Consider the following 22,620-nt stretch of genomic DNA (forward strand, 5'->3'; position numbering starts at 1 on the left):
AAAACTCAACGTGATCGATCGCGTCCATGCCATGCGTGTCTTTACGCGTGTCGTCGATACGAACAGCTTCACGCGCGCTGCCGAATCGCTCGGCATGCCGCGTGCAAGCGTCTCGACGACTGTGCAACAACTCGAAGCATTGATCGGCGTGCAATTGCTCGCCCGCACCACGCGCCGCCTGAACCTCACGGTCGACGGCGCCGCTTATTACGAACGTTGCGCGCAGATTCTCGCGGATATCGACGAACTCGAATCCGGCTTCGGCGCGGGCGAGGAACGTCTGCGCGGACGGTTGCGCGTGGAGATGCCGGACACCGTCGCGACGTCCATCGTCGTGCCCGCGTTGCCGGAGTTCCATGCGCGTTATCCGCAGATCGAACTGTCGATCGGCATCGGCATGCGTAATGTCGATCTGGTCGGCGAAGGCGTCGATTGCAGCGTGCAGCTTGGCGAATTGCCTGACTCGGGGCTCATCGCGCGGCGGCTTGGCGTGCTCGAACAAGTGACTTGCGCGAGTCCCGCGTATCTGGAAAAGCACGGCATGCCCGCATCGGTCGATTCACTCGCGCAGCACGTCGCGGTGAACTGCGTGTCGAGCAAGAATGGCCGCCCCGCCGATTTCGATTTCGACGTGGACGGTGAAGCCGTCACCATGAAGATGCGCGGCTTCGTCCAGGTCGCCGATGAACACGCGTATCTCGCGTGCGGCATAGAAGGGCTCGGACTGATACAGCCGTTGCGGATCGCCGCGCAGCCGTATCTGCGCTCGGGGCAACTGGTGGAAGTGCTGCCGCAATGGAAGTCGCCGCCGCTGCGGGTCTCGGTGGCGTTCTTGAAGAGCCGGCAGGCGACGCCGCGCGTCTCGGTATTCGTCGACTGGCTCGCGGACCTCTTCGAGCGCACGCAGCAAATGGACGATACGCTCACGAGCCTTTATCGCGCCGCGCGCCGCAACGCGCCCGCACGCCGCGACCGGCCTTCGGAAGAAACCGCCGACGTCTAACGAACGGGCGTGGCCGCGTCCTCGCCCACCACGGTGTTCCACTTGCGCACTTGCCAGCGTTCGACGAGACCGTTCACCACGTAAGGATCGTTACGTGCGAACGCCTCGGCGGCCGCGGGCGAGTCGCCCTGAAACAGCAATATGGCGCGATCGGCGGGCGCATCGAGCGCACCGGCCAGCACGATCTCGCCGCGCTCGGCTGCCTGCCAGGCGAGCTTCAGATGCGCGTCGCGAAATTCCGCGCGCCGCTCGAGATAGTCGGCGCTGAGTTCGTAGATCATCAGGTAATGCATCGTCTGTCTCCTCGATGTGATTGCGAACGTGCGAAGTATCCTATTTTGCATGCTTTCGGAGTTATTTTAAGACTCCAATCAGAAGCGTCCGATCGCGTTCCCCGCAAGGATCAAACATCATCGACAGGTTAAGTCAAGGACCCGTCATGAAGCGCGATCAACCTCCCTGCAGTAGCTGCTCGAAGCACGAATGCCGTGCTTGCGTGTGGACCTCACCTCTCGATGCGTCGTATCGCGCGTTCGTCCATTCGAACCCGGTCTACGCCATCCTCGCATCGAACGTGCATCAGCACGAACCCATGCCATCCGAAGCATCATGGCTCGGAATCGCCGCCAAACGCGTGGCCCGCTTTTTCTCGGATTCTTCCCTTCGGGCACGCTGATTCGAGCTCATGCCCGCTCAACCGTGACACGAACGTAACGGTTTCTGTAAATAAGTATCTCGAAAATATTTTAGGATAGCTGCGCATATAAAATGCGTCGCGTCAATGCGCCTTCATCTGGCGCTACAGCATATAGGATAGACAGTCGATGAGCATCAATCTGGTCCAGGCAGTCAGGTCCGCGATTACGGACCAAATCGCGGAACAGCTATCGCAGAAATTCGGTATCCCTGCGCAAATCGTTCAGCAGCTGACCGCACGCGCAGTGCCTGGTCTCGTTGCATCTCTCATGGAACGTTCGGCTTTTGCTGATGGCGCGAACGCGCTGTACACGGTCGTCATGTCGCCGGACGCGAACGCTTTTATCGCGGATCAGTTGAGCAACGTGATAACCACGACGAGTGGCCTCAAACACCTCGAAGCAAGCGGACATTTGATGGCCGCGCGCGCGACGGGACAACGCATCGACGCTCTGACAGATGCGGCTTCCATTGAGACCGGCGTGCCGGCACAAGCTACATCGGCCCTCTCGGGCATGCTCTCCGCCGTGTTGTTCGGTGTGCTGAAGCATTACTTCCTGCTCTCGCAGGTTTCGGTGCATGCGTTGCCCGCGCTGTTGCGCGATCAGGTAGCCGAAATCCGCGCAACGCTTTCGAACGGAATCGCGGCCGCCATTGGTCTTGGCAACACGGAAGGTTTTGCCAGCAATATCGCGGGCCGCCTGGATGCCGTCGGTTCGACGCTGGAACCGGCACTTGAGCCCGCTATTGCAACCATTCCGGCAACGGCGGCCATTGCGACGACAGCCCCACCGGCGCCGCGAGCCATTGCGCCTATCGCACCCGCACCCGCGCCCGCACCCACGCCCACGCCTGCGCCTGCTTCCACTCCCGCCCCCGCTTTCGCGGCCGCAACGACCCAAATTCGAGCACCCGTGCGCAAGCCCGCGCCGAAAAAGTCGCACAAATGGATTTGGCTCCTGTTTGCCATGCTCGCCGCGATTCTCGCGGCGGTGTACTACCGTGGCTTTACGAACGGCGACAAGTTCGACCTGAGAGCGTCGACCGCTGCATCACCCGTCACGCAGGTCACACCGGCTGCATCTTCGGTCGAGACACAAGTCAATGGTTCAGACACGCTGCGCACGGACACGGCATCCGCAACGACGATAGCTTCCTCGGTCGATGCCGCAAGCGGCATCGCGGCGGCTTCCGTACCCGATGCAGCACCGGCGAAGTCGAAAGACGCCAGCTTGCTGTTCCACGTGAGTTCTGCCGGCGTTCCTTCGATCGAGGCAACCGTTGCCACGGACGCCGAGAAGCAACGTCTGATCGATGCACTCGAACAGCACTTTGGCAAGAACTACAGCGCCAACGTTTCCGTCGATGCACAAGCGCGTCCCGCCACGTGGCTTTCGCACGTGACGGATCTCTTGCCGCTAATGGCCGTGCCGGGCGCGGAAGCGAAAATCGCGGGTTCGAAGGTTGAACTGAGCGGCACGGCCGCCGAAGCGAAGTTCGGCTGGATGGATCGCTTGAAAACCACCTTCGGCGACATGTTTCAGGTCAGCTCGTTCAACGTGGACAGCGCGGTCGCCAATGCCACGCAATCGTTCCGCAGCGCCATGAAGACACTGCTCGCCGCGGAAGATTCCTGTTCCGGCGACAAGCTCTCGAAGGTGCTCGATCTGCAGGTGGTCAACTTCGGACGCTCCAGCGCAACCGTGCCGCAAGACGCGTATGCCACGCTGGATCAGACTGCCGCGTTGCTGAAAGACTGCGCGGCCAAGGGTTCGATGGTCAAACTCGAAGTCGCGGGATACTCGGACGCAACAGGCGTTCCGTCAGCCAAACTGGAAATGTCGAGGGAACGCGCTCAAGCCGTGCGCGGCTATTTGATGAAAGCCGGCGTGCCTTCGAATTCCCTCACGTCGAACGGCTACGGCGACGCAAACCCTATCGCCGATAACGCCACCGCAAGCGGTCGTTTCGCCAACCGTCGTATCGAGTTCGTCGTGAAATAAGCTGCGGGTCGGTGACTCGCTGCTCGTTGTCTGCAAGCCGTCGCAAATGCGACGGCTTTTTTATTGCGCTGGCGCTTTTCGAGCGCCGCTCAATGCGGCGCCGCGTAGTCGTTCTCGGCCCAGCGTTCGGCGCTTGTCTTGCTCAGCTTGAAGGCAGGCGACACGCGCACGTGCGCGAGCTGCGTGCCAAATGCATCGAAGGCCTTCAGGTTGGCGTAGGGGTCGTCATCGTCGGGGACGATTTCCAGCGTGACGGTAACGTCTTCGCCACGTACGTCGATGGAAACGTTCTTGTGCAGCATGGCATGCCGCTGCTGCTCGTGACGGCGCAATACCTCCGACGCCGTCTTGACCAGCGTGCGAAAAGCGTTCGCGTCCAGCGGCTTCGGGTTCTTCTTGTCGCGGCCCATGGTCCACGGGCCGACGAGCGCGGGCTCGGCCTCGCCCGCCTGGATCATCGCGACGGCCCAGCCATCGTCGTCTTCGTTCTTCATGACGCGAGCGGTCCAGCCGTCGTCGCGCCAGAGGCGGTCTTCGTGAATCGGGTCGTCGGTTGCGGGGAAATCGGAATCGGTCATGGCGGCGCCGTGCAGGCAAAGTGATGCAGAACACGGATTTTACCGCGTGAGATGACGTGGCATCCCACGTGCTAAGGAGACTGGCCGAATGGCCAATCCCGGCCAAGTCGCGCGGCGTGTCATATCCAAACGCATTGTCGCGTGCTACTTTGGACGTGCCGGAATGCGTCCGGAGCAATCTCAGCCAACGAGCAGCAATTCAGAAGGAGCTACCGCATGTTTGCATTCATCGGGACTTTGATCGTCGGACTGGTTATCGGGCTCATTGCGCGCGCCGTCAAACCAGGCGATGACAGCATGGGCTGGATCATGACCATCGTGCTGGGGGTCGTCGGTTCGCTGGTGGCGGGCTATGTGGGACGCGCGCTCGGCTGGTATCAGCCCGGGCAGCCCGCCGGATGGATCGCCTCCGTTATCGGCGCAATCATCTTGCTCGTCGTGTGGGGCATGATCCGCAAGCGCAGCGTGTGATTCTTATCGGTTGTCGAAAAACGCCTCGTGCTTTTGGACGAGGCGTTTTTTTATTACCTTAACGCCGTAAGGCCGTATTGCCAGACAGAAGTCGTCACTACTTCGCCGTTTCGCACCACGCAATTGGGCAATGAACCGCCCAACCAATAAGCCAGCTCGGCCGGCCGACCGATTTTCCACGCGACGAAGTCCGCCGCCTTTCCCGCTTCCAGCGATCCATGCGAGCCGTGCAGGCCAAGTGCGCGCGCCGCATGAAGGGTCACGCCAGCGAGCGCTTCTTCCGGCGTCAGACGAAAGAGCGTGCAGCCGAGGTTGAGCATCATCCGCAACGAAAGCGCGGGCGATGTGCCGGGATTCAGATCGCTGGCGAGTGCAACTGGAACGCCGTGGCGCCGCAAGGCATCGACGGGCGGTAGCTGCGTTTCGCGCAGCATGTAGAACGCGCCAGGCAGCAACACGGCGACGGTGCCAGCGCTTGCCATCGCCGCGGCATCATCGTCCGTCATGTATTCGAGATGATCGGCGGAAAGCGCCTGATAGCGCGCCGCGAGGGTCGAACCATGCAGCGACGACAACTGTTCGGCGTGCAGCTTCACCGGCACGCCGTGTTTTTGCGCGGCGAGAAACACTCGCTTGACTTGTTGCGGCGAAAACGCGAGATGCTCGCAAAAGGCATCGACGGCATCGACCAGGCCTTCATCGATGAGCTCCGGCAACATTTCATCGCAGACGAATGCGATGTAATCGTCCGCGCGATTCGCATACTCGGGCGGCAGTGCGTGAGCTGCGAGACAGGTCGCGCGCACGGTCAAGGGCAGCGTTTCGCCAAGGCGCCGCGCGACTCTCAGCATCTTGCGTTCGTTCGCGAGATCGAGCCCGTAGCCGGATTTGACTTCAAGCACGGTCACGCCATCGCACAGCAGGCCGACGGCGCGCGCGCGGGCGCTTTCGAACAGCGCGTCCTCGCTGGCTTCACGCGTCGCGCGTACCGTGCTTGCAATACCGCCGCCGCGCGCCGCGATCTCCGCGTAGCTCGCGCCTTCCAGACGGGCCTCGAATTCGCCGCTGCGGTCGCCGCCGAAGACGAGATGCGTATGGCAATCGATTAGACCCGGCGTAACCCACGCGCCTTCGAGATCGATACGCTCGCAATCGCGCTCCGGCGCGGCGACGCGCGGCCCGATCCATTCGATACGCCCGCCATGCGTCAGGATCGCGGCATCTTCGATGATCGAATACTTGCCGCCCGTCATGGTTGCGACGTGGCAATGCTGCCAGAGCTTGTTCATCGCTTGCCGTTCGCTCCGTCGATCATCGGCAAGTCGAGGCCTTGCTCGCGCGCGCAGTCGACGGCGATGTCGTAGCCCGCATCGGCATGACGCATGACGCCGGTGGCCGGATCGTTATGCAGCACGCGGGCGATACGCGCGTCGGCTTCGACGCTGCCATCGCAGACGATCACGACGCCCGCGTGCTGCGAAAAGCCCATGCCGACGCCGCCGCCGTGGTGGATCGATACCCACGTTGCGCCGCTCGCCGTGTTGAGCAGCGCGTTGAGAAGCGGCCAGTCGGAGACGGCGTCCGAGCCGTCCCGCATCGACTCGGTCTCGCGGTTGGGGCTCGCGACCGAACCGGAATCGAGATGATCGCGGCCGATCACCACCGGTGCGGACAGCTCGCCGTTGCGCACCATCTCGTTGAACGCGAGGCCGAGCTTCGCGCGTTGCCCGAGGCCGACCCAGCAGATGCGCGCCGGCAAGCCCTGGAAGCTGATGCGTTCGCGCGCCATGTCGAGCCAGCGATGCAGATGCGCGTCGTCCGCGATCAGCTCCTTCACCTTCGCGTCGGTCTTGTAGATGTCCTGCGGATCGCCAGAAAGCGCGGCCCAACGGAACGGTCCGACGCCCCGGCAAAACAGCGGCCGGATATAAGCGGGCACGAAGCCGGGGAAATCGAACGCATTCGTGACGCCTTCGTCCTTGGCCATCTGGCGGATGTTGTTGCCGTAATCGAACACCGGCACGCCTTGTTCGCGGAAGGCGAGCATTGCCCGCACGTGTTCGGCCATCGATTGCTTCGCCGCCTTCACCGTGCCCTGCGGATCGCTTTGCGCGCGGTCGCGATACTGCGCCCACGTCCAGCCGTTCGGCAGATAGCCGTTGAGCGGATCGTGCGCGCTCGTCTGATCGGTCACGAGGTCCGGGCGCACGCCACGGCGCACGAGTTCGGGCAAAACATCGGCGGCGTTCCCGCAGAGTGCGACTGACACGGCGCGTCCTTCGGACGTGTATTCCTGCATGCGGGCAAGGGCATCGTCGAGATCGGTGGCTTGTTCATCGACATAACGTGTCTTCAGACGGAAATCGATCCGGCTCTGCTGGCATTCGATATTGAGCGAACACGCGCCCGCGAGCGTCGCGGCGAGCGGCTGCGCGCCACCCATGCCGCCAAGTCCGGCGGTCAGCACCCAACGTCCCTTGAGATCGCCGCCGTAATGCTGCCGACCGGCTTCGACGAAGGTTTCATACGTGCCCTGCACGATTCCCTGGCTGCCAATGTAGATCCAGCTTCCCGCCGTCATCTGCCCGTACATGGCGAGACCCTTGGCGTCGAGTTCGTTGAAATGCTCCCAGTTCGCCCAGTGCGGCACGAGATTCGAATTGGCGATGAGCACGCGCGGCGCGTTCTCATGCGTCTTGAAGACGCCAACCGGCTTGCCCGATTGAATCAGCAGGGTTTCATCCGCTTCGAGCCGCTTGAGCGTTTCGACGATCTTGTCGAAGCTCGGCCAGTCACGCGCCGCGCGGCCAATTCCGCCATAGACCACCAGTTCGCGCGGATTTTCGGCGACTTCCGGGTCGAGATTGTTCATCAGCATGCGCAGCGGTGCCTCGGTCAGCCAGCTTTTGGCATTGAGTCGTGCGCCGCGCGGGGCGCGAATTTCAGTGTCGCGATAACGGAAAGATGAGGTCACGAGGCAGGCTCCTGCGCGTCGGAAGATTGAGCGAACGGACGCGGATTTCTCGCAGGCCCGAATTCGAGTTCATGGTCTTGTATATACAACTTTTATTGTATTAGGGATTTCCCGATGCCGATTTGTCGTGTTTGCCAGCGCGTTGTATAGACAACGCAACCCGCGTGTCAAGTTTCCAGCGGCTTCAAGAACAATTCATGCTTCGGCGCGAAGTGCGCGTAAAGCGGCAGAATGGCGCCGCCCATCGCGCGTGCATCGGCGCCGATCTGTCCTTCCACCAAACGTGGACGCGTCATGCCTTGCCAGTCGAAATGGCCGAGCGCTTCATCCGTACGCCGGATGATCTCGCGCAGCAAGCCGCGATCGATTTCGCCGTCGATCACGACCGCCTCGAGATCCAGCAAAGCCGCCGACGACGCGATGCTCAACGCAATCGCCGGGCACGCGTCGTCGAGCCACGCCTCGGACAGCGGCCGCAGCGAAGCCGACCATGCGCGTTCGTCGTGAGCGGCGGCGGCGGGCGCGCCGGCCGCCGCGAACGCCTTTTCGAGCACATAGACCGACGCGGTGTTGAGCAACTGCGCCGCACCGTCGCGCTTTTGCAGCGGCAGCGAGCCGATTGCTCCCGCGTTGCCGCCCGGCCCCGCGTGCAAGCGGCCGTCGATGACCAGCCCGCCGCCGATGAACGTCCCGATGAACACGTACAGAAAGTTGCGCAACCCGCGCCCCTGCCCCATCACGAGTTCGGCGGCGCAGGCGGCCGTGGTGTCCTTTGCAAACTCGACGGGCAAGGCCGTGAGCGCCTGAATGCGCCCGCGGATATCGATCTCGTTCCATGCGGCGAGCACGTCGGGCGGCGTATCGAAGAAATCGCGCCAGCCGCCGAGCCACAACGGCGCCGCCACGCCGATGCCCGCGATCTTGCGCGCGTCGTCGCCGAGCGCGTCGATGGCGCGCGTGAGCCGTGCGGCAAGTTCCGTGAAAAGCGCGGCGGGATCGGGATAGGGATAGTCGAGCGTGTCGCGCGTGCGAATGGCGCCGGTGAAGTCCATCGACAGCACGTCGAGGCTGCGTCGCCCCACTTTCACGCCGATGGAAAACGCGCCGTCCGCTCGCAGCGCAATCGGCACCGATGGCTGCCCGAGGCGCCCCGGCACACGCGTTCGCGCTTCCTTCACGAGCAGACCGTCGTCGATAAGGTGATCGACGATCATCGACGCCGTTTGCATGGAAAGGCGCGTGAGGCGCGCGATGTCCGCCTTCGGCAGCGCGCCGTGCAGACGAATGGCCTGCAGCACGATGCGCTCGTTGAATTGGCGCATGCCGAGCTGATTCGAGCCGACCGAATGAACAGACGCTTGGCGCGAGGATCGATCAGGCATGCGCGCCCTCTTCGCAGCGCAAACACGCGCCAGGCGAAGCGCGCTCCAGGTCGTTCATAAGCGGCTCCCGCTTCAAGTCCGGCGCGTTGATCGAGTTGAGGCATTCGCGCCGATTCTAGCAAGCTCCTGTAAGGAAACGGCCGCGTGGAAAGTTTCGCGCTGCAATATGTTTCGCGATTTTTATCGGGTTATGGTGACGCCGACGTTCCCTATTCACCGGCCAGGCCACGCAACATGAGCACACTCGAAGCCCTTCACGCGATTGTCAACGACGACAACGCCCCGCAGATCATTCGCGATCACATCGTCGATTCCCTGCAGTTCGCGCTGCGCAATCATCCCGGCTATTTCACGCAAAAGGAGATTCAATGGCTCGCGCAATGGGACGACACGCGCATTCCCATCGCGGCGAACAAGATTTTGAGTGAATCGAAACCCGCCTGAACGGGTTCGAAAATAGAAATTAATGGGTGCCCGCGGCGCGGGCGCGCCATTCATAGTCGAATGCGAGCGCCTGCGCCGGCGCGGATAGGCACTCGACAAAACTCACCACTTCCGGATCTTTTACGAAACTCGCAGCGGAAGTCGCCGAAAGAATGGCGACGCTGTCTTGCGGTTTCGCGACTAAAAAACCCTGCACATAATCGACGCCGATTTCCTGCAATGCGCGCAGGGTATCGATGTCTTCGACCCATTCCGCCACGCTGCGCATGCCGAGATTGCGCGCAAGCGCGACGATAGCTTCGACAATGGCGATATCCGCCGGATGCGCACACATGGAGCGCACGAATTCGCCGTCGATTTTCAGCGCATCAGCGGAAAGTGCCTTCAAATATTTGAACGAGGAATAACCCGCGCCAAAGTCGTCGAGTGCGATTTTGCCGCCCATATCATGGACGCGCGCAATAAAGCGCTGCGTGTTCTCCAAATCGTGCAGCGCCACGCTTTCAGTGATTTCGAGGCAAAGGTAATGGACCACTGATTGATGCCGCGCGAACAACGCGAAGATATCCTCCATGAATTGCTCGTCGTTGAGCGAACCGCCCGAAAGGTTCACGCAAATGAATTGCGTGTTCTTCAATTCATGGCGATGCGCCTCGATCCATTCGAGCAACGTGGTAATGACCCAGCGGTCGATTGCAGCAATATTGCCGGACTCTTCCGCCGCGACGATCACCTTGCCCGCAGGCAGCGTCGTGCCGTCCGGCGCGCGCATGCGCAGAAGTACTTCGAAATTTAGCGATTCCGTTGGCGCCGATAACGACATGATCGGCTGCATCACGAGAAAAAGGCCCGGCGGCAGACGATTGCGGCCGAGCGTCTCGACGAGTTTCAATTCTTCCGCGCGCTCCTCGAACGCCGCCGCGCCCTTGCGGTACGTGACGAGGTGAGTATGCGCGACCTTCTTCGCTTCGCGGCACGCGCGATCCGCATGCGACAGCGCGTCCTGCACGCGCACGCCCTGCGAGCATTCGACGAGACCGATCGAAGCCTTCACCTGAAACGCGCGATTTCCGACCTGATAAGGCGCGTCAGAAAGAATGGAAATGAGTTCGCGGCATTGCGCGATGGCGTCTTCAATCGACGTGTCGTGCATGACGCAGACGAACTCGTCGCCACCGATTCGCCCCACTGCGTAATTGCGCGCGAAGTGCGCCCGCGTGCGTGCCGCGACCTGTCGCAAGACTTCGTCGCCACTGCGGTGGCCGAAGAGGTCGTTCACGAGCTTGAAGCGGTCGAGGTCGACATAGGCAAGCGCCCACGGCAACATTTCATCGCTTTGGGCGGAAATAGCTTTCTCGATACCGCGCCGGTTCAGCGAGCCCGTCAGCGGATCATGCTCCGCGAGAAAGCGCAGACGCTCGACAGCGCGCGAACGTTCGGTCGTGTCCTGCAGCGAGCCTTCGATCCAACCATTCGAGCGGATAGCCTTCAATAGATAGCGCCGCTCGCCCGTGCCGCGCGCGGCGGAACCGCCCATTTCGAGCTCACCGTCACTGCCTTTCGATGCCAGCGCCTGCAGCGCGCCCCACGCGCCGGGCTCGAAGTAATCGTTCCAGTGGCGGACTTTGTATTCCGCTTTCTGCAGGTCGAGCATCGAGCGCAGCGCCGGATTGGCGCGCACGAAGCGGCCGTCGGTATCGAGCGTGAAGAGACCGATTGGCGTGACTTCGTAAGTGTTGCGTAACTCCATCTGCGCCTGACGGCGGAAGTCGCGCTCGGCACGCATCTGCTCGGCGATGGCAAACGCCGCCATCATGCTCGACGACAGCGCGGCCATTACCGTGTTCACGCCGCCGACCAGCACCTTGAGGCCGAACGCCGCGCCAAGTACTTCGGAGAACGTGGAAAACAGCACGATGGCGAGCGACGCCACGTACCACATGACCGTGCGCGAACGGGCCATCCACACGAGCCGCACGAGGAAGAACAGCAGTACGCAGATACCGAAGCCGGCAATGACCCACAGCGTCGGAATGAACAGCGAATACGGCAACGCCACGGCTGCCCCAAGGAGCACGATGCCGACGTACTGAATGACACGCAAAAGCCACCGGTAACCGACCACGCGCAATTCGCGGCGGAACAGCTGCTGGAATAGCGCGGCGGTCAGCAAGTAGTACGCGGCGAACGTGATTTGCCTGAGCGGCGTCATGAAGTCGGCTGGCAGTACGCGGCCGAGCCACTGCATGTCCCAGCCCATGGCGTTGGCGCACAAACGCAGATTGCCGACGAGCCACACCGCGAAAATCACGTACGTCCATTCGTGATTGATCAACGCGGTGACGAAAACGAATACCGCGAGCGTGAGCAAACCGCCCGCGATCAGCCCGGAGCTTTCCTGGAAGTCGAGCGCCGAGCTTCGGAGACCTTGCCATTCCCACGCAAACGCGTTGATCTGCGCCGGGCCCGAATAAACGCCGCGGCAAATGACGGACAACGGCGCCTTGATGCGCCCCACCTGCACGAAGAAACCGGCCTTGACCGGATGCATCTCGCCGCTCACGCTTTCGCGATCGGCGGTGCCGAGCGGCTGGAGGTTACTGGCGTTCCAGCATGAAAGCGACTGCGCGTGGCGCGAAGGCAGTTCGATTGCAGTCGACGACTCCGTGCTCATGACGGGCGCCGTGATGGAAAACCAGACGGGTTTTTCGGAGAGATGCGTGTTGTAGCGCGTGGTGGCCGGTGCGGCGCGCAGGGCTTCGCGCGCGGCTTCTGGACCGAGCGAGTCGCCATGATCGGCGAGAACGTGGAGTTCAAGCGGGACCGCGCCCCGCGTTTCGTACTGGCGGGGTAAAAAGAAGAGCGTCGCTAGCGTACCGAGTGCGATCAGAAACGGGACCGCGTAGACGGCGACCGCGTACAACGCGCCGTCGATCCACGAGCCCGAGCGTCTGAATCTCGATAAGGAAGCTGGAATAACCGACGCCATACCTGAATAAGCCCCCCGTTTGCGCCGATCTTGCCGGCGAGAGGCGCGGCGGAGCCGAGCTTGCCCCCGCCACCGCACTCTTTGGCCAACCGGACCACTTCGGGCCCGGCTTTTTTGCTCTTGCTTTCGTTACCGCAGCCCTTCTTCTACCGGCCGTAAGCCATCAGCGGAGCCTCAGGGCATCGTACCGGTTCCCAGTCAAAAGATAAATCTACAGATTGCAAATCGATGTCCGGATGATGCGTATTCACCATGTAGTTGAACAATGGGTGACGCGCCTCTTCCCAACGCTGCCGCGCGACAGCCACTTCCTTGGCCAGCACGCGATGCGGCATGCCGCCCACGTGCGCCATCGGCAGATACTCGTTTACGCCGAACACGTCCTTGAACAGCATGGCTTCGTATTCCCGGTCGAGCGGCGCACGCGCGGTAATCACCATCCAGTCGATCTCATGCAGTTCGCAGAACATCCACAACGCCTTGCACAACGCCACCTTCACGACTCTTCCCACCATGCCGCCCGCCACGCCAAGGCGCGTTGCTTCCGCGAGACGGCTTTCGGCGAGATGACCCGGCAGCTTGATCGATTGCTCGACCGCGAGCGGCGCATACGCATTGGTCTGAATGCGCATGGTGCCCAACGGCGCGCCATCGAGTTTCGATTCCGCGAGCAAAACCGCGGTGCCGCTATCGCGATCGGAATGCTCGATCGTCATTTTCTCGGCGAATTCGGGCAAATGCCGACCATACGCAGAACGCCTGATGCTTACGGCTTTCTGGAGCCCGTCGTCGTCCTGGACGATACGGATAGTAAACGGCATGCGTTCCGTTTTCTGAAGTGCGGGCACTACCGTGAGTGTCGGACGAAGCGCCGTTTCAGATTGGTTAGCGGCGGCATTCGTGGCAAGGTTCAGACGTTCCATTTTGTAAACCCCATTTTTCTTGGCGATTAGGAAATTGCCGCGTGATATGGGCGTTTTAAGGTTGTGCCCTCACACGGCGAATCGAGCCTCTCACGAAGTCAAATAACGGGGTGCGCGCTTGCCACTGTTTCTCAGCAAAATTCAGGCTAAACAATTAGAACTTTTATTCTAATTGCCGAACTAATCGCCGGGCAACTGCTGCAAAAATAAATATGCATAGCCGGTATTCGAATATGCATGCACAAGAAGAGTGAAAAGAAACGAGGGCCAACAGCCACCAAATGCCGTGAGAGGTATTCAGGAGAATAGCCGTCTGTCAAGCAATACGAAATATCGCGTAATCACGTCAAAAGACTAAAAAAAGGGGACACGGTAACGTTTGCGCTTCACGCAACACTCGAAACAGAAAACGGCAACAAATGGGATCGTTGGGGAAATGAGCGGACACAAAAACGCGGATACCAGGACTTTTGGCATCCGCGAATCTCACAACATGTTGAACAAATCAAAGACGGGGTAATCAGTCTTCTTCGTCGAGCCAAGGAATGTCGACGTCGGTAATGAAGGCAACCATGGCAAGCGGGCGTCCCTCCTGACGGCCGAGATTGCCGTCGGCACGCTGCCATTCGCAGCGGAAGATGGTGGCCGGCGTGTCGGCGAGCAAGGTGATCGTGCGAATTTCGTCCGGATCGTTCTCCTCGACAGGGCCGTCGAGCGAAACGAGCAACTGCTGCGGCCACGCGCCGTCGGCGGGATCGTAGATCTTGTCGCCGTCGTGAACGACCACGTGCGCTTCGACGCCGATGGTCGCCGACGCCTCCACGATCATCTTGCCGAGTGCGCGCAACACCGCCGTGGCGCGAGCCGAATTGGCCTGACGGATGGCGAGATCGCCGCGCGTGAGCGCCTGCTCGAGTTTTGGATTGGTTTTCTGTTGCGCCATCGATGTCTCTCAAAGGTTTTGGTGCAAGCTTCGACGAGCCTTGCGCCGCTTAAGTTGCAGCGGGATCGTATCACCGCCTCTTCAAAGATAGGTCGCGGCGCGGGCGCGGGCAAACACGACGCCGCCACTCAAGTTTTCGCACGCTCGGCCGATACTGCCTTGTATCCCCATCTCGCCGCGTGCCATTGCCGTGCCGTTCATCGACTCGTATGTGCATTCTCCCCGACGCTGTGTCCGCATGCAGCCGTCAGGCCTCGGCCGGCGTGGTCCGACGTGTTGACGGCGCACACCGGAGTCGTCGACGGCATCACGCTTCGCACGCATCTGCAGCCGATCTACAGCCTTCCGCATCAGCGCGAAGTCGGTTACGAGGCGCTGTTGCGCGGCGATGCGGGCGATGGCGCGCTGATCGGCCCGTTCGATCTGTTTGGCCGCGCGATCGTCTCGGGCGAGCTCACCGCGCTCGACCGCATGAGTCATCTGGCGCACCTCCGTCATGCCGCGCCGGTGCTGCCGAGCGCGCATTGGCTGTTCGTCAACATGAACCCTGCGACTTTCACGGACCCTGGCTATGCGAAACAGTTCGCGGCGCTCACGCACGCGGCCGGGCTCGCGCCGGAGCGGATCGTGATCGAAGTGCTCGAATCGGGTGGTTCGGATGTCGCGGAGATCGCGCGCGCGACGCGCTCGTTTCGCGCGCAGGGCTTTCTCGTCGCCGTCGACGACTTCGGCGCCGGGCATTCCAATATCGATCGTCTGCTCACGATGCGGCCGGATATCGTCAAGCTCGACCGCAGCCTGGTGCGCGCGCAGAGCGGCAAGCGACGCACGCCGATGCGCGATGCGCTGATGCCGAAGCTCGTCGATCTGCTGCATGAATCCGGTATGTTCGTGGTGGCCGAGGGAATCGAAACCAGCGACGACCTGATGCTCGCGGCGCGCTCCAACGTGGACTTCGTGCAGGGTTATCTGTTCGGTCAACCGGCTGCGCAACTCGCCGAACGCGGCGCGGCCACGCCGCTCTTCGAAAACGTATTCGATTCGCTCGCGCAGACGCGCCGCACCGAGCGCCTCGCGAGCGACTTGCTGCTGATGCCGTATCGCTCGAATCTGGCGCAGGCCGCGACGCGCCTTGCGGGCGGCGCATCCGCCGAGCATGCTTGCGCCGCGTTGCTCGCGCTGCCTTGTACGATCAGTTGCTTCTTTCTCGACCACGCGGGTCGCGAATGCCTGCCGACGCTCGCCGGCGCGTGTGAGCGGCGCTCGGCCGACCGCTTCGCGCCCATCGCGGACGCCTCGACCGGCCGCTGGGACACGCGCCCCTACTTCGTCGATGCCCACACGCGGCCGCAGCAGGTCATCACGAGCGCGCCGTATCTGTCGGTAACGGGGACGTCGCTGTGCGTCACGCTCACCATCGCGACGCAGCGCAACGGACGGCTGATCGTCGCGGGCGCGGATCTCGACTGGCGACGCCTGACCGAAGCGGCGCCGTCGATCCTGTAAGCGTCAGCTTGCCGCGATGGCTTGAGCCAGGGCCACCGCGCCTTTGCGCAATGCCGTCACGTTGTTGGGCTCGAAGGTCCAGTGCCCGGCGACATCCACGATGGCGAGTTGCGCGCCCGGCCAAAGCGCGGCGAGGTCGAACGCCTGATCCGCGGGACACACCATGTCGAAACGTCCGTGGACGATACTGCACGGCAGATGCGCAATGCGCGCGACGCGCTGCAGCAGCGGTTCGGGCGGCAGTTCGTGCGCCATGTAGTGACGTTCGAGCAGCGCCATGGAAACGGCGGCGGAGTTGGCCTCGGCGCTCGGGCGCTTGTCGTCCTGCTTCGGGTCGCTCGAGTCCTTCGCTTCGCTCGATGCTTGCGCTTCACCCGATACTTTCGCCTCGTCCGCTTCCTTCGCCTCTTTCGGCGGCTTGTTGACCACCGACAAGGTGGTCTCATACAGCGTCCACGCGCGCGCGAGCCGCGTGCCGGCTTCATCGAAACGCGCGAGCGGCGCTTCTGTCAGTTGCAGGATTTCCTCGCCGCTCGTCGGACGCTTCCCGCTCGCGGCTTCGATGGCATCCAGAAACGCGCGATGCGCCTCCGGAAACACGCGCCGCACGTCCCACAGGAACCAGTCGATGTCCGCGCGCCGCGCGAGAAACACGCCGCGCAGCAAGAAGCCCGTGCAGCGTTCGGGATGCGTGACGCCGTAGGCAAGCCCGAGCGTCGTGCCCCACGAGCCGCCGAACAGCGCCCAGCGCTCGATGTTCAACGCGACTCGCAGTTTCTCCATGTCGCCGACGAGCGCATCGATGCCGTTCGCCTCCAGCTTGCCGAAAGGCTTCGACTTGCCGCAGCCACGCTGGTCGAAGAACACGACGCGCCACTTGTCCGCTTCCAGCACCTCGGCCCATTTGAGATTCATGGCGCCGCCGGGGCCGCCGTGCACGACGAGCATGACGGGCGCCTCGCGCGGACCTTGCGCGCGCCAGTAGATGGAATGGCCGTCGCCCACGTCGAGCATGCCTTCGTCGAAACTCACCGGCTCCTGATCCATGTGTTCCCTTGCGATGTTGATATAAGCGGTCGATGACCTGCACGCGCCATTGTTGCATCGCGCGCCCGAAGACGCATGAGCGAAGCGGCGGTTTTTGCCTCGTGCGTTCACGGCTCGATACCGTTATGCTTCTGGGCTTTCCTCCGTCGATCGCACGATTTCAATGCGCAGCACCCTCGTCAAGTGGCTCTTCGCCACCTATCTGCTCGGCAGCGGCACGATCTGGTCGATCCTGATCCTGCCGCTTTTCCCGTTCGTCGGCAGAAACGGACGCTATTGGTTAGCCAGGCAATGGTGCCGCGCGATGGTCACGATGATGCGCGTCATCGCCGGTGTGGGCGTCTCGGTCGAAGGACTCGAACACTTGCCGCACGGGCCGTGCATCGTATTGAGCCGCCATGAATCGACCTGGGAGACGCTCGCGTTCATGGCGCTCTTTCCGCGCCGCATCAGCTTCGTGTTCAAGCACGAACTCATGCAGATTCCTTTTTTCGGCTGGGTGTTGCGCGGTCTGGACATGGTGAGCCTCGACCGCGGCTCGATCCGTCAGGCGCACCAGGCTGTCACGCGTGAATGCGCCGCGCGGCTGAAGAAAGGCGACGTCGTGGTGATCTTTCCGGAAGGCACGCGCGTGGCGCACGATGCGCCGCTCAAGCTCGCTTCGGGCGGCGTGCGGCTCGCGTGCGCGACCAAGGTTCCGGTCGTGCCTGTTGTCCACGACGCGGGCAAGGTCTGGCCGGCGAAGGGTTGGCCGGATCATGGTGGACATATCCGCGTGATCGTCACGCCCGCCTTGCCGCTCGAATGCGAAATCCCGCAGGAATTGAACCGGCTTGCTCAAGCGCAGATGGATGCGGCGCTGGCGGAGTTGCGCTGATTGGTTAAGCCGCAAGCCTTTGCCTCGTGGATGCCGACTTGAGGCCTTGGTCGTCGCGTTCCGAGATTCTCGTCGAAGCGCAAGCAGCAGCCGTTCAATAAAGCGGCCGCTTCTTTGCGGCACACAGACGGTTCACGGCCGCAACCAGCGTCTCCATCTCGACCGGCTTGCGCAGATACCCGTCGTAGCTCACGAAAGCCGGCGGATTCGGATGCCCTGAAATCATCAGGAAAGGGATGTGCGCGAGCGCGGCGTCGTTCTTCATCGTTTGACAGAGAAGCGCGCCGCCGAGTCCCGGCATCATCCAGTCGGACACGACGATGTCGACCGTCTGCGCGCCGAGTATCGACAGAGCGCCGTTGCCGTCGACGGCGTAGAGCACGCGGCAATCCTCCCCTTGCATGCAGAGGGTCCAGGCTTCGATGGTGGCGGGGTCGTCATCGACGAGCAGAACGGTCTTCATGGAGCGAACGAGTTGACAGCAATGCGGCACCAAGTGCGGGAAATGACGTCGATGCGCCGAAGCGGCACGCGTCGATAAGACCGGCGCCACGAGCGTTCGTTGCAACCGATTCGCTGTCCCGGCGGGCTTACGTCATAGTATTTGTTTCGCGCGAAATCTGCGCGGTAAATGCTGCTCTAGCAAGGTGCGCGCCGCGGCGCACGACCGGTCACTTGTTCCCGGCGCGCGCACGGCCCGCTTCGCGCAAGGCATCGACCAGACTTTCTTCCACGGGCGTGCGCGCGGAGTCGTTGCGACGTATCAAGCCGATCGGCTCATCGGTGCCGGCGAAGGGCATGGGCAAGGCAACGAGCAAGCCGAGCGCGATGTCCTGCGCGACCGCGCCCGCCGGAACGAACCACACGGCGTCATTGTGCAACGCGAGCGCGCGGCCAAGCGAAACCGACAGCGTTTCGATCAACGCGGTCAGCGCATGCGCGCCAAACGCTGTCAGAACGCTTTCAGCCGACTGACGAATCAACGTCCCGAATGGCGGCACGACGATCGCGAAACGCGCAAGCAACGCGGGCGTGAGCGGCGCCTCGAACGTCAGCGGATGCTCGCGCCGGACAATCACCGCTAGCGGTTCACGATAAATCTGCTCGAAGGAAAGCTCGTGCATGGCTTCCGGCTCAGAGAGCCGGCCAACGACCAGATCGACGTCGCCCGCCTTCAGCCGTTCGAGCAGTTGCGCGTTCGAATCCGTGCGAACCGCAAGCGAAATGGCCGGCCATTGCTGCCGGAAAGCAGCGAGCGCGGGCGGCAGCAAGGCCGTGGCGACAGTCGGCAATACGCCGATGGAAATGGTCCCCGGCACATCGCCACGTTCGCGCAGCAGCATGTCCACGCCTTCGCGCAGCGACGCCACGCACGCGCTCGCATGCGGCGCGAAGAGCCGGCCCTCGCGCGTGGGAACCGCGCCGCGCCTGCCACGCTCGAACAAGCGCACGCCTAGAATGGATTCGAGTTCCCCTATGGTCTTCGACACGGCCGGCTGCGTAATCGACAGGCTGTCTGCCGCGCGCTGCACGCTGCCGAGCTGCGTGACGGCAAGGAAACACTGCAGGTGGCGGAACTTGACGCGAGTGTTGGTGAAGTCGGTATCCATGACGAGTCGTTATGCAAGCAGCACGAAACATCATTTTCCATAACTCGCTGCATTCGATAAAGTAGTTGCCAGAAATATCCGATTGAAAAACCCGGACACCCTACAAAACAGGAGACACGTCGTCATGACTTCACCTATTCTCACGCCTCGCGACTGGGATTCCCATCCGCCGTATCTGTCGCCGGGCTACCGGTCATCCGTGCTGCGCAGCCCTTCGCTGCCGCTCATCCCGCTGAAGGAAAATCTGCGCAACCGCCGCGTTCCCGTCTATGGCGCGGACGACCTGGGCACGCTCGATAACGACCTCACGCGCAATGCCGCCAAGAACGGCGAGCCGCTCGGCGAGCGCATCATCGTGACGGGCCGCGTGCTGGACGACAACGGCCGCCCGGTGCGCAACACGCTCGTGGAAGTGTGGCAGGCCAACGCCGCCGGACGCTATGTCCACAAGGCCGATCAGCACGACGCGCCGCTCGACCCGAACTTCCTCGGCGCGGGCCGCTGCCTGACCGACGACGAAGGCCGCTACCGCTTCATGACGATCAAGCCGGGCGCGTATCCGTGGGGCAATCACACCAACGCGTGGCGCCCCAATCACATTCACTTCTCGCTCTTCGGCGACTACTTCGGCTCGCGTCTCGTCACGCAGATGTATTTCCCGGGCGACCCGCTGCTCGACCTCGATCCGATTTATCAAGGCATTCCCGAGCAGGCGAGAAAGCGCCTCGTGTCGCGCTTCTCGATCGACACGACTCAGGAAAACTACGCGCTCGGCTACGAATTCGATATCGTGCTGCGCGGCCCGGACCAGACGCCGACGGAGTGAACGACATGACCACGCTCAAACAAACCCCATCGCAGACCGTCGGACCGTACTTCGCCTACGGCCTCGTTCCCGAGCAATACAACTTCGATCTGAAGAGCCTGTTCACGGCATCGGCCGCGGATCGTGAAGTGCCGGGCGAGCATATCGCCGTGGTCGGCAACGTGTACGACGCGGAAGGCAAGCCCATTGGCGACGCGCTCATCGAAATCGCGCAGGCTGACGCGAACGGCCGTTACGTGGAAAGCGCCGAAGCCGCGCGCGAGTCGGGCTTTCGTGGATTCGCGCGCGTCGGCACGGGCACGGACCCGAAGCTGCGTTTTATCGTCGATACGGTGAAGCCCGGCAAGACCGCCGACGATGCCGCGCCGCATCTCGATGTCATCGTGCTGATGCGCGGCATGCTGCTGCATAGCTACACGCGCATCTATTTCGACGATGAAACCGAAGCCAACGCGAACGACGCCGTGCTCGCCGCCGTGCCGGCCGAGCGCCGCCATACGCTGATCGCCAAGCGCGAAGCGGGACCGACGGGCAAGCCGGGTGTGTCGGGCACGATCTATCGCTTCGACATTCATCTTCGCGGCCCGAACGAGACCGTGTTCTTCGACCTCTAAACGTCCGCTTAAAGGCGAAACGAAGGCGTCCGGCACTGCGCTATAGTGTCGGACGCCTTTTCGTTTCCATTGCTTCCGTTATGACCGACGCTTCCAACCAAAGCCCCAGCCCGCTCTACACCAAGCTGCTTGCCGAAACGGCGCAGATCGGCTGGTCCGAACTCGAACGCTTCTTCGCAAAGGGCGCGCTGATTTGGGTGAAGGGCGACCTGGATCTCGTGAGCGTCGCCGAGGCTGTCGCCAACGACGACACGCAGCAGGTCACGCAATGGCTCTCGGCCGGACTCATCGAGCGCTTGCAGGCGCAGACCGCCGTCGATATCGCCGCGCGCGATCCCGAGTTGTGGGCCGTGGTGGTATCGCCCTGGGTCTGCGTGCAGGAACGCGGCGCGGGCATTTGAATTACGTCACGCGCGGCGCTTCATCGACTTCGTCTTCAATCGCGCACCCAGTCCGTCCATAGCACGACGAGAATCGTCATCAATGCCGGGCCGATGAAAAGCCCGATCAGCCCGAACGTTTCCGCGCCGCCCAGAATGCCGAACAAGACGAGCAGAAACGGCAGGCGCGTGGAGCCGCCGATCAGCACTGGCCGCACGAAATGCTCGGAGATGAAGACCACGATCAGCCCGAAGATCGCCACGCTGGCAGCCGAAATCACGGAGCCTTGCGCGAGCAGCCATAGCGCCGAGCCGAGGAAGACGATCGGCGCGCAGAACGGCAGCATAGCGGCGACCGCGGTCAGCATGCCGAGCAAGGTGGCGTGCGGCACGCCCGTGATGCCATAGGCGATACCGAGCAAAGCGCCCTCGCCCAGGCCAACCACCACGAGACCGATCACCGTGCTGCGCACGGAGTCCGCCATGCGCCGGATGAGCGCCGCACCGTCCGCGCCAAACGCGCGCCGCGATCCCGCGATCAGTTGCTCGCCAAGCCGCGCGCCCGCCTGGAACATGAAGAACAGCGTCATCAGCATGAAGCCGAAAATGACGAGCCCATGCACTACGCGTCCGCCGAAATGGCGCGTCATCGCGACGACCGTCGCGCTATGCAGACGCTTCACGGCAGGCGACGATTCGAGCGGTGTCGCCAGATTCTCTTGCCACCAGTGCGAAACCTGCTGTGAACCCATTGGTAGATGCTCGACGAAAGCGGGCATCGGAATACCGGTGCGCAAGACGTCGTGGAACCAGCGGAGCATGTCGCTCGCTTCGTTGGCGGTCTGCGCGGCAACGATGGCGAACGGCACCACGAAGAGCAGCCCGACCGCTGTGGCAAGAAACGCCGCGAGCAAGATATTGTGCCGCCTGAACAGCGGACGCTGCTCCAGCCAGTGCAGCGCCGGCCATAATGAAATGGCGATCACGATAGCCCACACCACCGCCGGTATGAACGTGCGCGCCGTGTAGAGCGCAATCAGCACGAGCACCGTGTAAAGCGCCGCCGACGCCGCCCGCTGTACCTTGTTGATGCGTGCGCCCGGGTCCGTATCATGCTCGTTGCTGCGCTCTGGATTACGCGGATATCGCGGTGTAGACATGACGGTGAAAGCTCGCAGGAAGAAAGACGGAGATTCGAATCGATAACCTGAATGGTCGCACGCATTGTAAGCGCGTCGAACGTTCGGACGAAGTTGGCGCCCTGTTGACGCCCAGTTGGCACTTGGTTGGCGCTCGATCCGCACAAAGCGTTCCGCATAGTTGCGGGTAAGCAGCAAATGTTATTTACAACGGC

The 22,620-nt window shown here is 62.3% G+C and carries 22 protein-coding genes; 10 read left to right on the forward strand and 12 right to left on the reverse strand.

The window, feature by feature from the left end; genetic code table 11:
• Nucleotides 1–10 precede the first annotated feature (10 nt).
• Nucleotides 11–1,003, forward strand: a complete 993-nt coding sequence (locus NCR40_RS18420) for a LysR family transcriptional regulator (RefSeq protein WP_244829359.1) — start codon at nucleotides 11–13, stop codon at nucleotides 1,001–1,003.
• Here NCR40_RS18420 and NCR40_RS18425 read toward each other — a convergent pair.
• Nucleotides 1,000–1,296: a YciI-like protein gene (locus NCR40_RS18425; protein ID WP_250467363.1), complete on the reverse strand. Its 297-nt coding sequence runs from the start codon at nucleotides 1,294–1,296 to the stop codon at nucleotides 1,000–1,002. The genes NCR40_RS18420 and NCR40_RS18425 overlap by 4 nt on opposite strands.
• Before the next feature lie 203 nt (nucleotides 1,297–1,499).
• Between NCR40_RS18425 and NCR40_RS18430 the strand changes: the two genes are divergently transcribed.
• Nucleotides 1,500–1,679, forward strand: a complete 180-nt coding sequence (locus NCR40_RS18430) for a hypothetical protein (RefSeq protein ID WP_244829357.1) — start codon at nucleotides 1,500–1,502, stop codon at nucleotides 1,677–1,679.
• Nucleotides 1,680–1,827: 148 nt separating this feature from the next.
• Entirely contained in the window at nucleotides 1,828–3,702 is a 1,875-nt protein-coding gene (locus NCR40_RS18435; protein ID WP_250510206.1) for an OmpA family protein, read from the forward strand.
• 89 nt (nucleotides 3,703–3,791) lie between these two features.
• On the opposite strand, the gene NCR40_RS18440 is transcribed toward NCR40_RS18435, so the two are convergent.
• Nucleotides 3,792–4,280 (reverse strand): hypothetical protein, encoded by a 489-nt coding sequence (locus tag NCR40_RS18440; protein WP_244829355.1) that lies wholly within the window; start codon nucleotides 4,278–4,280, stop codon nucleotides 3,792–3,794.
• Between the two features lie 216 nt (nucleotides 4,281–4,496).
• Here NCR40_RS18440 and NCR40_RS18445 point away from each other — a divergent pair, with 216 nt between their 5' ends.
• The gene (locus NCR40_RS18445; protein ID WP_244829354.1) at nucleotides 4,497–4,751 is read left to right on the forward strand and encodes a GlsB/YeaQ/YmgE family stress response membrane protein; all 255 of its coding nucleotides are present in this window, start codon (nucleotides 4,497–4,499) and stop codon (nucleotides 4,749–4,751) included.
• 53 nt (nucleotides 4,752–4,804) lie between these two features.
• On the opposite strand, the gene hutI is transcribed toward NCR40_RS18445, so the two are convergent.
• The 3 genes from hutI to NCR40_RS18460 form a co-directional block, all read right to left on the reverse strand.
• Entirely contained in the window at nucleotides 4,805–6,040 is a 1,236-nt protein-coding gene (gene hutI, locus NCR40_RS18450; RefSeq protein ID WP_250510207.1) for an imidazolonepropionase, read from the reverse strand.
• On the reverse strand, nucleotides 6,037–7,725 hold the full coding sequence (gene hutU, locus NCR40_RS18455; protein WP_250510208.1) for a urocanate hydratase: 1,689 nt from the start codon (nucleotides 7,723–7,725) through the stop codon (nucleotides 6,037–6,039). Before hutU ends, hutI begins: the two co-directional genes overlap by 4 nt.
• Before the next feature lie 167 nt (nucleotides 7,726–7,892).
• Nucleotides 7,893–9,107, reverse strand: coding sequence for an ROK family transcriptional regulator (locus tag NCR40_RS18460; protein WP_250510209.1), 1,215 nt, complete (start codon nucleotides 9,105–9,107; stop codon nucleotides 7,893–7,895).
• Between the two features lie 234 nt (nucleotides 9,108–9,341).
• Between NCR40_RS18460 and NCR40_RS18465 the strand changes: the two genes are divergently transcribed.
• Complete coding sequence (locus tag NCR40_RS18465) at nucleotides 9,342–9,551, forward strand: hypothetical protein (protein WP_244829350.1); 210 nt, start codon at nucleotides 9,342–9,344, stop codon at nucleotides 9,549–9,551.
• Nucleotides 9,552–9,570: 19 nt separating this feature from the next.
• Here the strand turns inward: NCR40_RS18465 and NCR40_RS18470 are convergent, their stop codons facing one another.
• The 3 genes from NCR40_RS18470 to NCR40_RS18480 all read right to left on the reverse strand — a co-directional run bounded on the left by NCR40_RS18470 (nucleotide 9,571) and on the right by NCR40_RS18480 (nucleotide 14,406).
• The gene (locus NCR40_RS18470) at nucleotides 9,571–12,540 is read right to left on the reverse strand and encodes an EAL domain-containing protein (RefSeq protein WP_370652191.1); all 2,970 of its coding nucleotides are present in this window, start codon (nucleotides 12,538–12,540) and stop codon (nucleotides 9,571–9,573) included.
• 146 nt (nucleotides 12,541–12,686) lie between these two features.
• Nucleotides 12,687–13,361, reverse strand: coding sequence for a hypothetical protein (locus tag NCR40_RS18475; RefSeq protein ID WP_244829348.1), 675 nt, complete (start codon nucleotides 13,359–13,361; stop codon nucleotides 12,687–12,689).
• Nucleotides 13,362–13,983: 622 nt separating this feature from the next.
• Nucleotides 13,984–14,406: a hypothetical protein gene (locus NCR40_RS18480; protein ID WP_250493585.1), complete on the reverse strand. Its 423-nt coding sequence runs from the start codon at nucleotides 14,404–14,406 to the stop codon at nucleotides 13,984–13,986.
• A 273-nt stretch (nucleotides 14,407–14,679) separates the two neighbouring features.
• Between NCR40_RS18480 and NCR40_RS18485 the strand changes: the two genes are divergently transcribed.
• On the forward strand, nucleotides 14,680–15,912 hold the full coding sequence (locus tag NCR40_RS18485) for a sensor domain-containing phosphodiesterase (protein ID WP_244829346.1): 1,233 nt from the start codon (nucleotides 14,680–14,682) through the stop codon (nucleotides 15,910–15,912).
• A 3-nt stretch (nucleotides 15,913–15,915) separates the two neighbouring features.
• Here NCR40_RS18485 and NCR40_RS18490 read toward each other — a convergent pair whose 3' ends face one another.
• Nucleotides 15,916–16,959: an alpha/beta fold hydrolase gene (locus tag NCR40_RS18490; protein ID WP_250510210.1), complete on the reverse strand. Its 1,044-nt coding sequence runs from the start codon at nucleotides 16,957–16,959 to the stop codon at nucleotides 15,916–15,918.
• A 163-nt stretch (nucleotides 16,960–17,122) separates the two neighbouring features.
• Between NCR40_RS18490 and NCR40_RS18495 the strand changes: the two genes are divergently transcribed.
• Nucleotides 17,123–17,836 (forward strand): lysophospholipid acyltransferase family protein, encoded by a 714-nt coding sequence (locus NCR40_RS18495; RefSeq protein ID WP_250510211.1) that lies wholly within the window; start codon nucleotides 17,123–17,125, stop codon nucleotides 17,834–17,836.
• A gap of 94 nt (nucleotides 17,837–17,930) precedes the next feature.
• On the opposite strand, the gene NCR40_RS18500 is transcribed toward NCR40_RS18495, so the two are convergent.
• The gene (locus tag NCR40_RS18500) at nucleotides 17,931–18,299 is read right to left on the reverse strand and encodes a response regulator (protein ID WP_244829343.1); all 369 of its coding nucleotides are present in this window, start codon (nucleotides 18,297–18,299) and stop codon (nucleotides 17,931–17,933) included.
• Nucleotides 18,300–18,507: 208 nt separating this feature from the next.
• The gene (gene pcaQ, locus NCR40_RS18505) at nucleotides 18,508–19,446 is read right to left on the reverse strand and encodes a pca operon transcription factor PcaQ (RefSeq protein WP_250493587.1); all 939 of its coding nucleotides are present in this window, start codon (nucleotides 19,444–19,446) and stop codon (nucleotides 18,508–18,510) included.
• 124 nt (nucleotides 19,447–19,570) lie between these two features.
• On the opposite strand from pcaQ, the gene pcaH reads away from it, so the two are divergent.
• From pcaH to NCR40_RS18520, 3 genes are all read left to right on the forward strand, one after another.
• The gene (pcaH, locus tag NCR40_RS18510) at nucleotides 19,571–20,272 is read left to right on the forward strand and encodes a protocatechuate 3,4-dioxygenase subunit beta (protein ID WP_244829341.1); all 702 of its coding nucleotides are present in this window, start codon (nucleotides 19,571–19,573) and stop codon (nucleotides 20,270–20,272) included.
• A 5-nt stretch (nucleotides 20,273–20,277) separates the two neighbouring features.
• Nucleotides 20,278–20,886, forward strand: coding sequence for a protocatechuate 3,4-dioxygenase subunit alpha (gene pcaG / locus NCR40_RS18515; RefSeq protein ID WP_250467372.1), 609 nt, complete (start codon nucleotides 20,278–20,280; stop codon nucleotides 20,884–20,886).
• Nucleotides 20,887–20,966: 80 nt separating this feature from the next.
• Nucleotides 20,967–21,287, forward strand: coding sequence for a DUF2288 domain-containing protein (locus tag NCR40_RS18520; protein ID WP_244829339.1), 321 nt, complete (start codon nucleotides 20,967–20,969; stop codon nucleotides 21,285–21,287).
• A 35-nt stretch (nucleotides 21,288–21,322) separates the two neighbouring features.
• Here the strand turns inward: NCR40_RS18520 and NCR40_RS18525 are convergent, their stop codons facing one another.
• Nucleotides 21,323–22,426 (reverse strand): AI-2E family transporter, encoded by a 1,104-nt coding sequence (locus NCR40_RS18525; protein WP_244829338.1) that lies wholly within the window; start codon nucleotides 22,424–22,426, stop codon nucleotides 21,323–21,325.
• Nucleotides 22,427–22,620 lie beyond the last annotated feature (194 nt).

This window comes from Caballeronia sp. GACF4 (assembly GCF_023631025.1).
GTDB lineage: Bacteria > Pseudomonadota > Gammaproteobacteria > Burkholderiales > Burkholderiaceae > Caballeronia.

What these genes read in the sequence shown, in the direction of transcription:
- NCR40_RS18460 (WP_250510209.1), bottom strand. Translation starts at nt 9,107, where the DNA reads ATGCCTGATCGATCCTCGCGCCAAGCGTCTGTTCATTCGGTCGGCTCG.
- pcaH (WP_244829341.1), top strand. Translation starts at nt 19,571, where the DNA reads ATGACTTCACCTATTCTCACGCCTCGCGACTGGGATTCCCATCCGCCG.
- NCR40_RS18440 (WP_244829355.1), bottom strand. Translation starts at nt 4,280, where the DNA reads ATGACCGATTCCGATTTCCCCGCAACCGACGACCCGATTCACGAAGAC.
- NCR40_RS18480 (WP_250493585.1), bottom strand. Translation starts at nt 14,406, where the DNA reads ATGGCGCAACAGAAAACCAATCCAAAACTCGAGCAGGCGCTCACGCGC.
- NCR40_RS18500 (WP_244829343.1), bottom strand. Translation starts at nt 18,299, where the DNA reads ATGAAGACCGTTCTGCTCGTCGATGACGACCCCGCCACCATCGAAGCC.
- NCR40_RS18465 (WP_244829350.1), top strand. Translation starts at nt 9,342, where the DNA reads ATGAGCACACTCGAAGCCCTTCACGCGATTGTCAACGACGACAACGCC.
- NCR40_RS18520 (WP_244829339.1), top strand. Translation starts at nt 20,967, where the DNA reads ATGACCGACGCTTCCAACCAAAGCCCCAGCCCGCTCTACACCAAGCTG.
- pcaG (WP_250467372.1), top strand. Translation starts at nt 20,278, where the DNA reads ATGACCACGCTCAAACAAACCCCATCGCAGACCGTCGGACCGTACTTC.
- NCR40_RS18445 (WP_244829354.1), top strand. Translation starts at nt 4,497, where the DNA reads ATGTTTGCATTCATCGGGACTTTGATCGTCGGACTGGTTATCGGGCTC.
- NCR40_RS18490 (WP_250510210.1), bottom strand. Translation starts at nt 16,959, where the DNA reads ATGGATCAGGAGCCGGTGAGTTTCGACGAAGGCATGCTCGACGTGGGC.
- NCR40_RS18470 (WP_370652191.1), bottom strand. Translation starts at nt 12,540, where the DNA reads ATGGCGTCGGTTATTCCAGCTTCCTTATCGAGATTCAGACGCTCGGGC.
- pcaQ (WP_250493587.1), bottom strand. Translation starts at nt 19,446, where the DNA reads ATGGATACCGACTTCACCAACACTCGCGTCAAGTTCCGCCACCTGCAG.
- NCR40_RS18435 (WP_250510206.1), top strand. Translation starts at nt 1,828, where the DNA reads ATGAGCATCAATCTGGTCCAGGCAGTCAGGTCCGCGATTACGGACCAA.
- NCR40_RS18525 (WP_244829338.1), bottom strand. Translation starts at nt 22,426, where the DNA reads ATGTCTACACCGCGATATCCGCGTAATCCAGAGCGCAGCAACGAGCAT.
- hutI (WP_250510207.1), bottom strand. Translation starts at nt 6,040, where the DNA reads ATGAACAAGCTCTGGCAGCATTGCCACGTCGCAACCATGACGGGCGGC.
- NCR40_RS18425 (WP_250467363.1), bottom strand. Translation starts at nt 1,296, where the DNA reads ATGCATTACCTGATGATCTACGAACTCAGCGCCGACTATCTCGAGCGG.
- NCR40_RS18475 (WP_244829348.1), bottom strand. Translation starts at nt 13,361, where the DNA reads ATGCCGTTTACTATCCGTATCGTCCAGGACGACGACGGGCTCCAGAAA.
- NCR40_RS18495 (WP_250510211.1), top strand. Translation starts at nt 17,123, where the DNA reads ATGCGCAGCACCCTCGTCAAGTGGCTCTTCGCCACCTATCTGCTCGGC.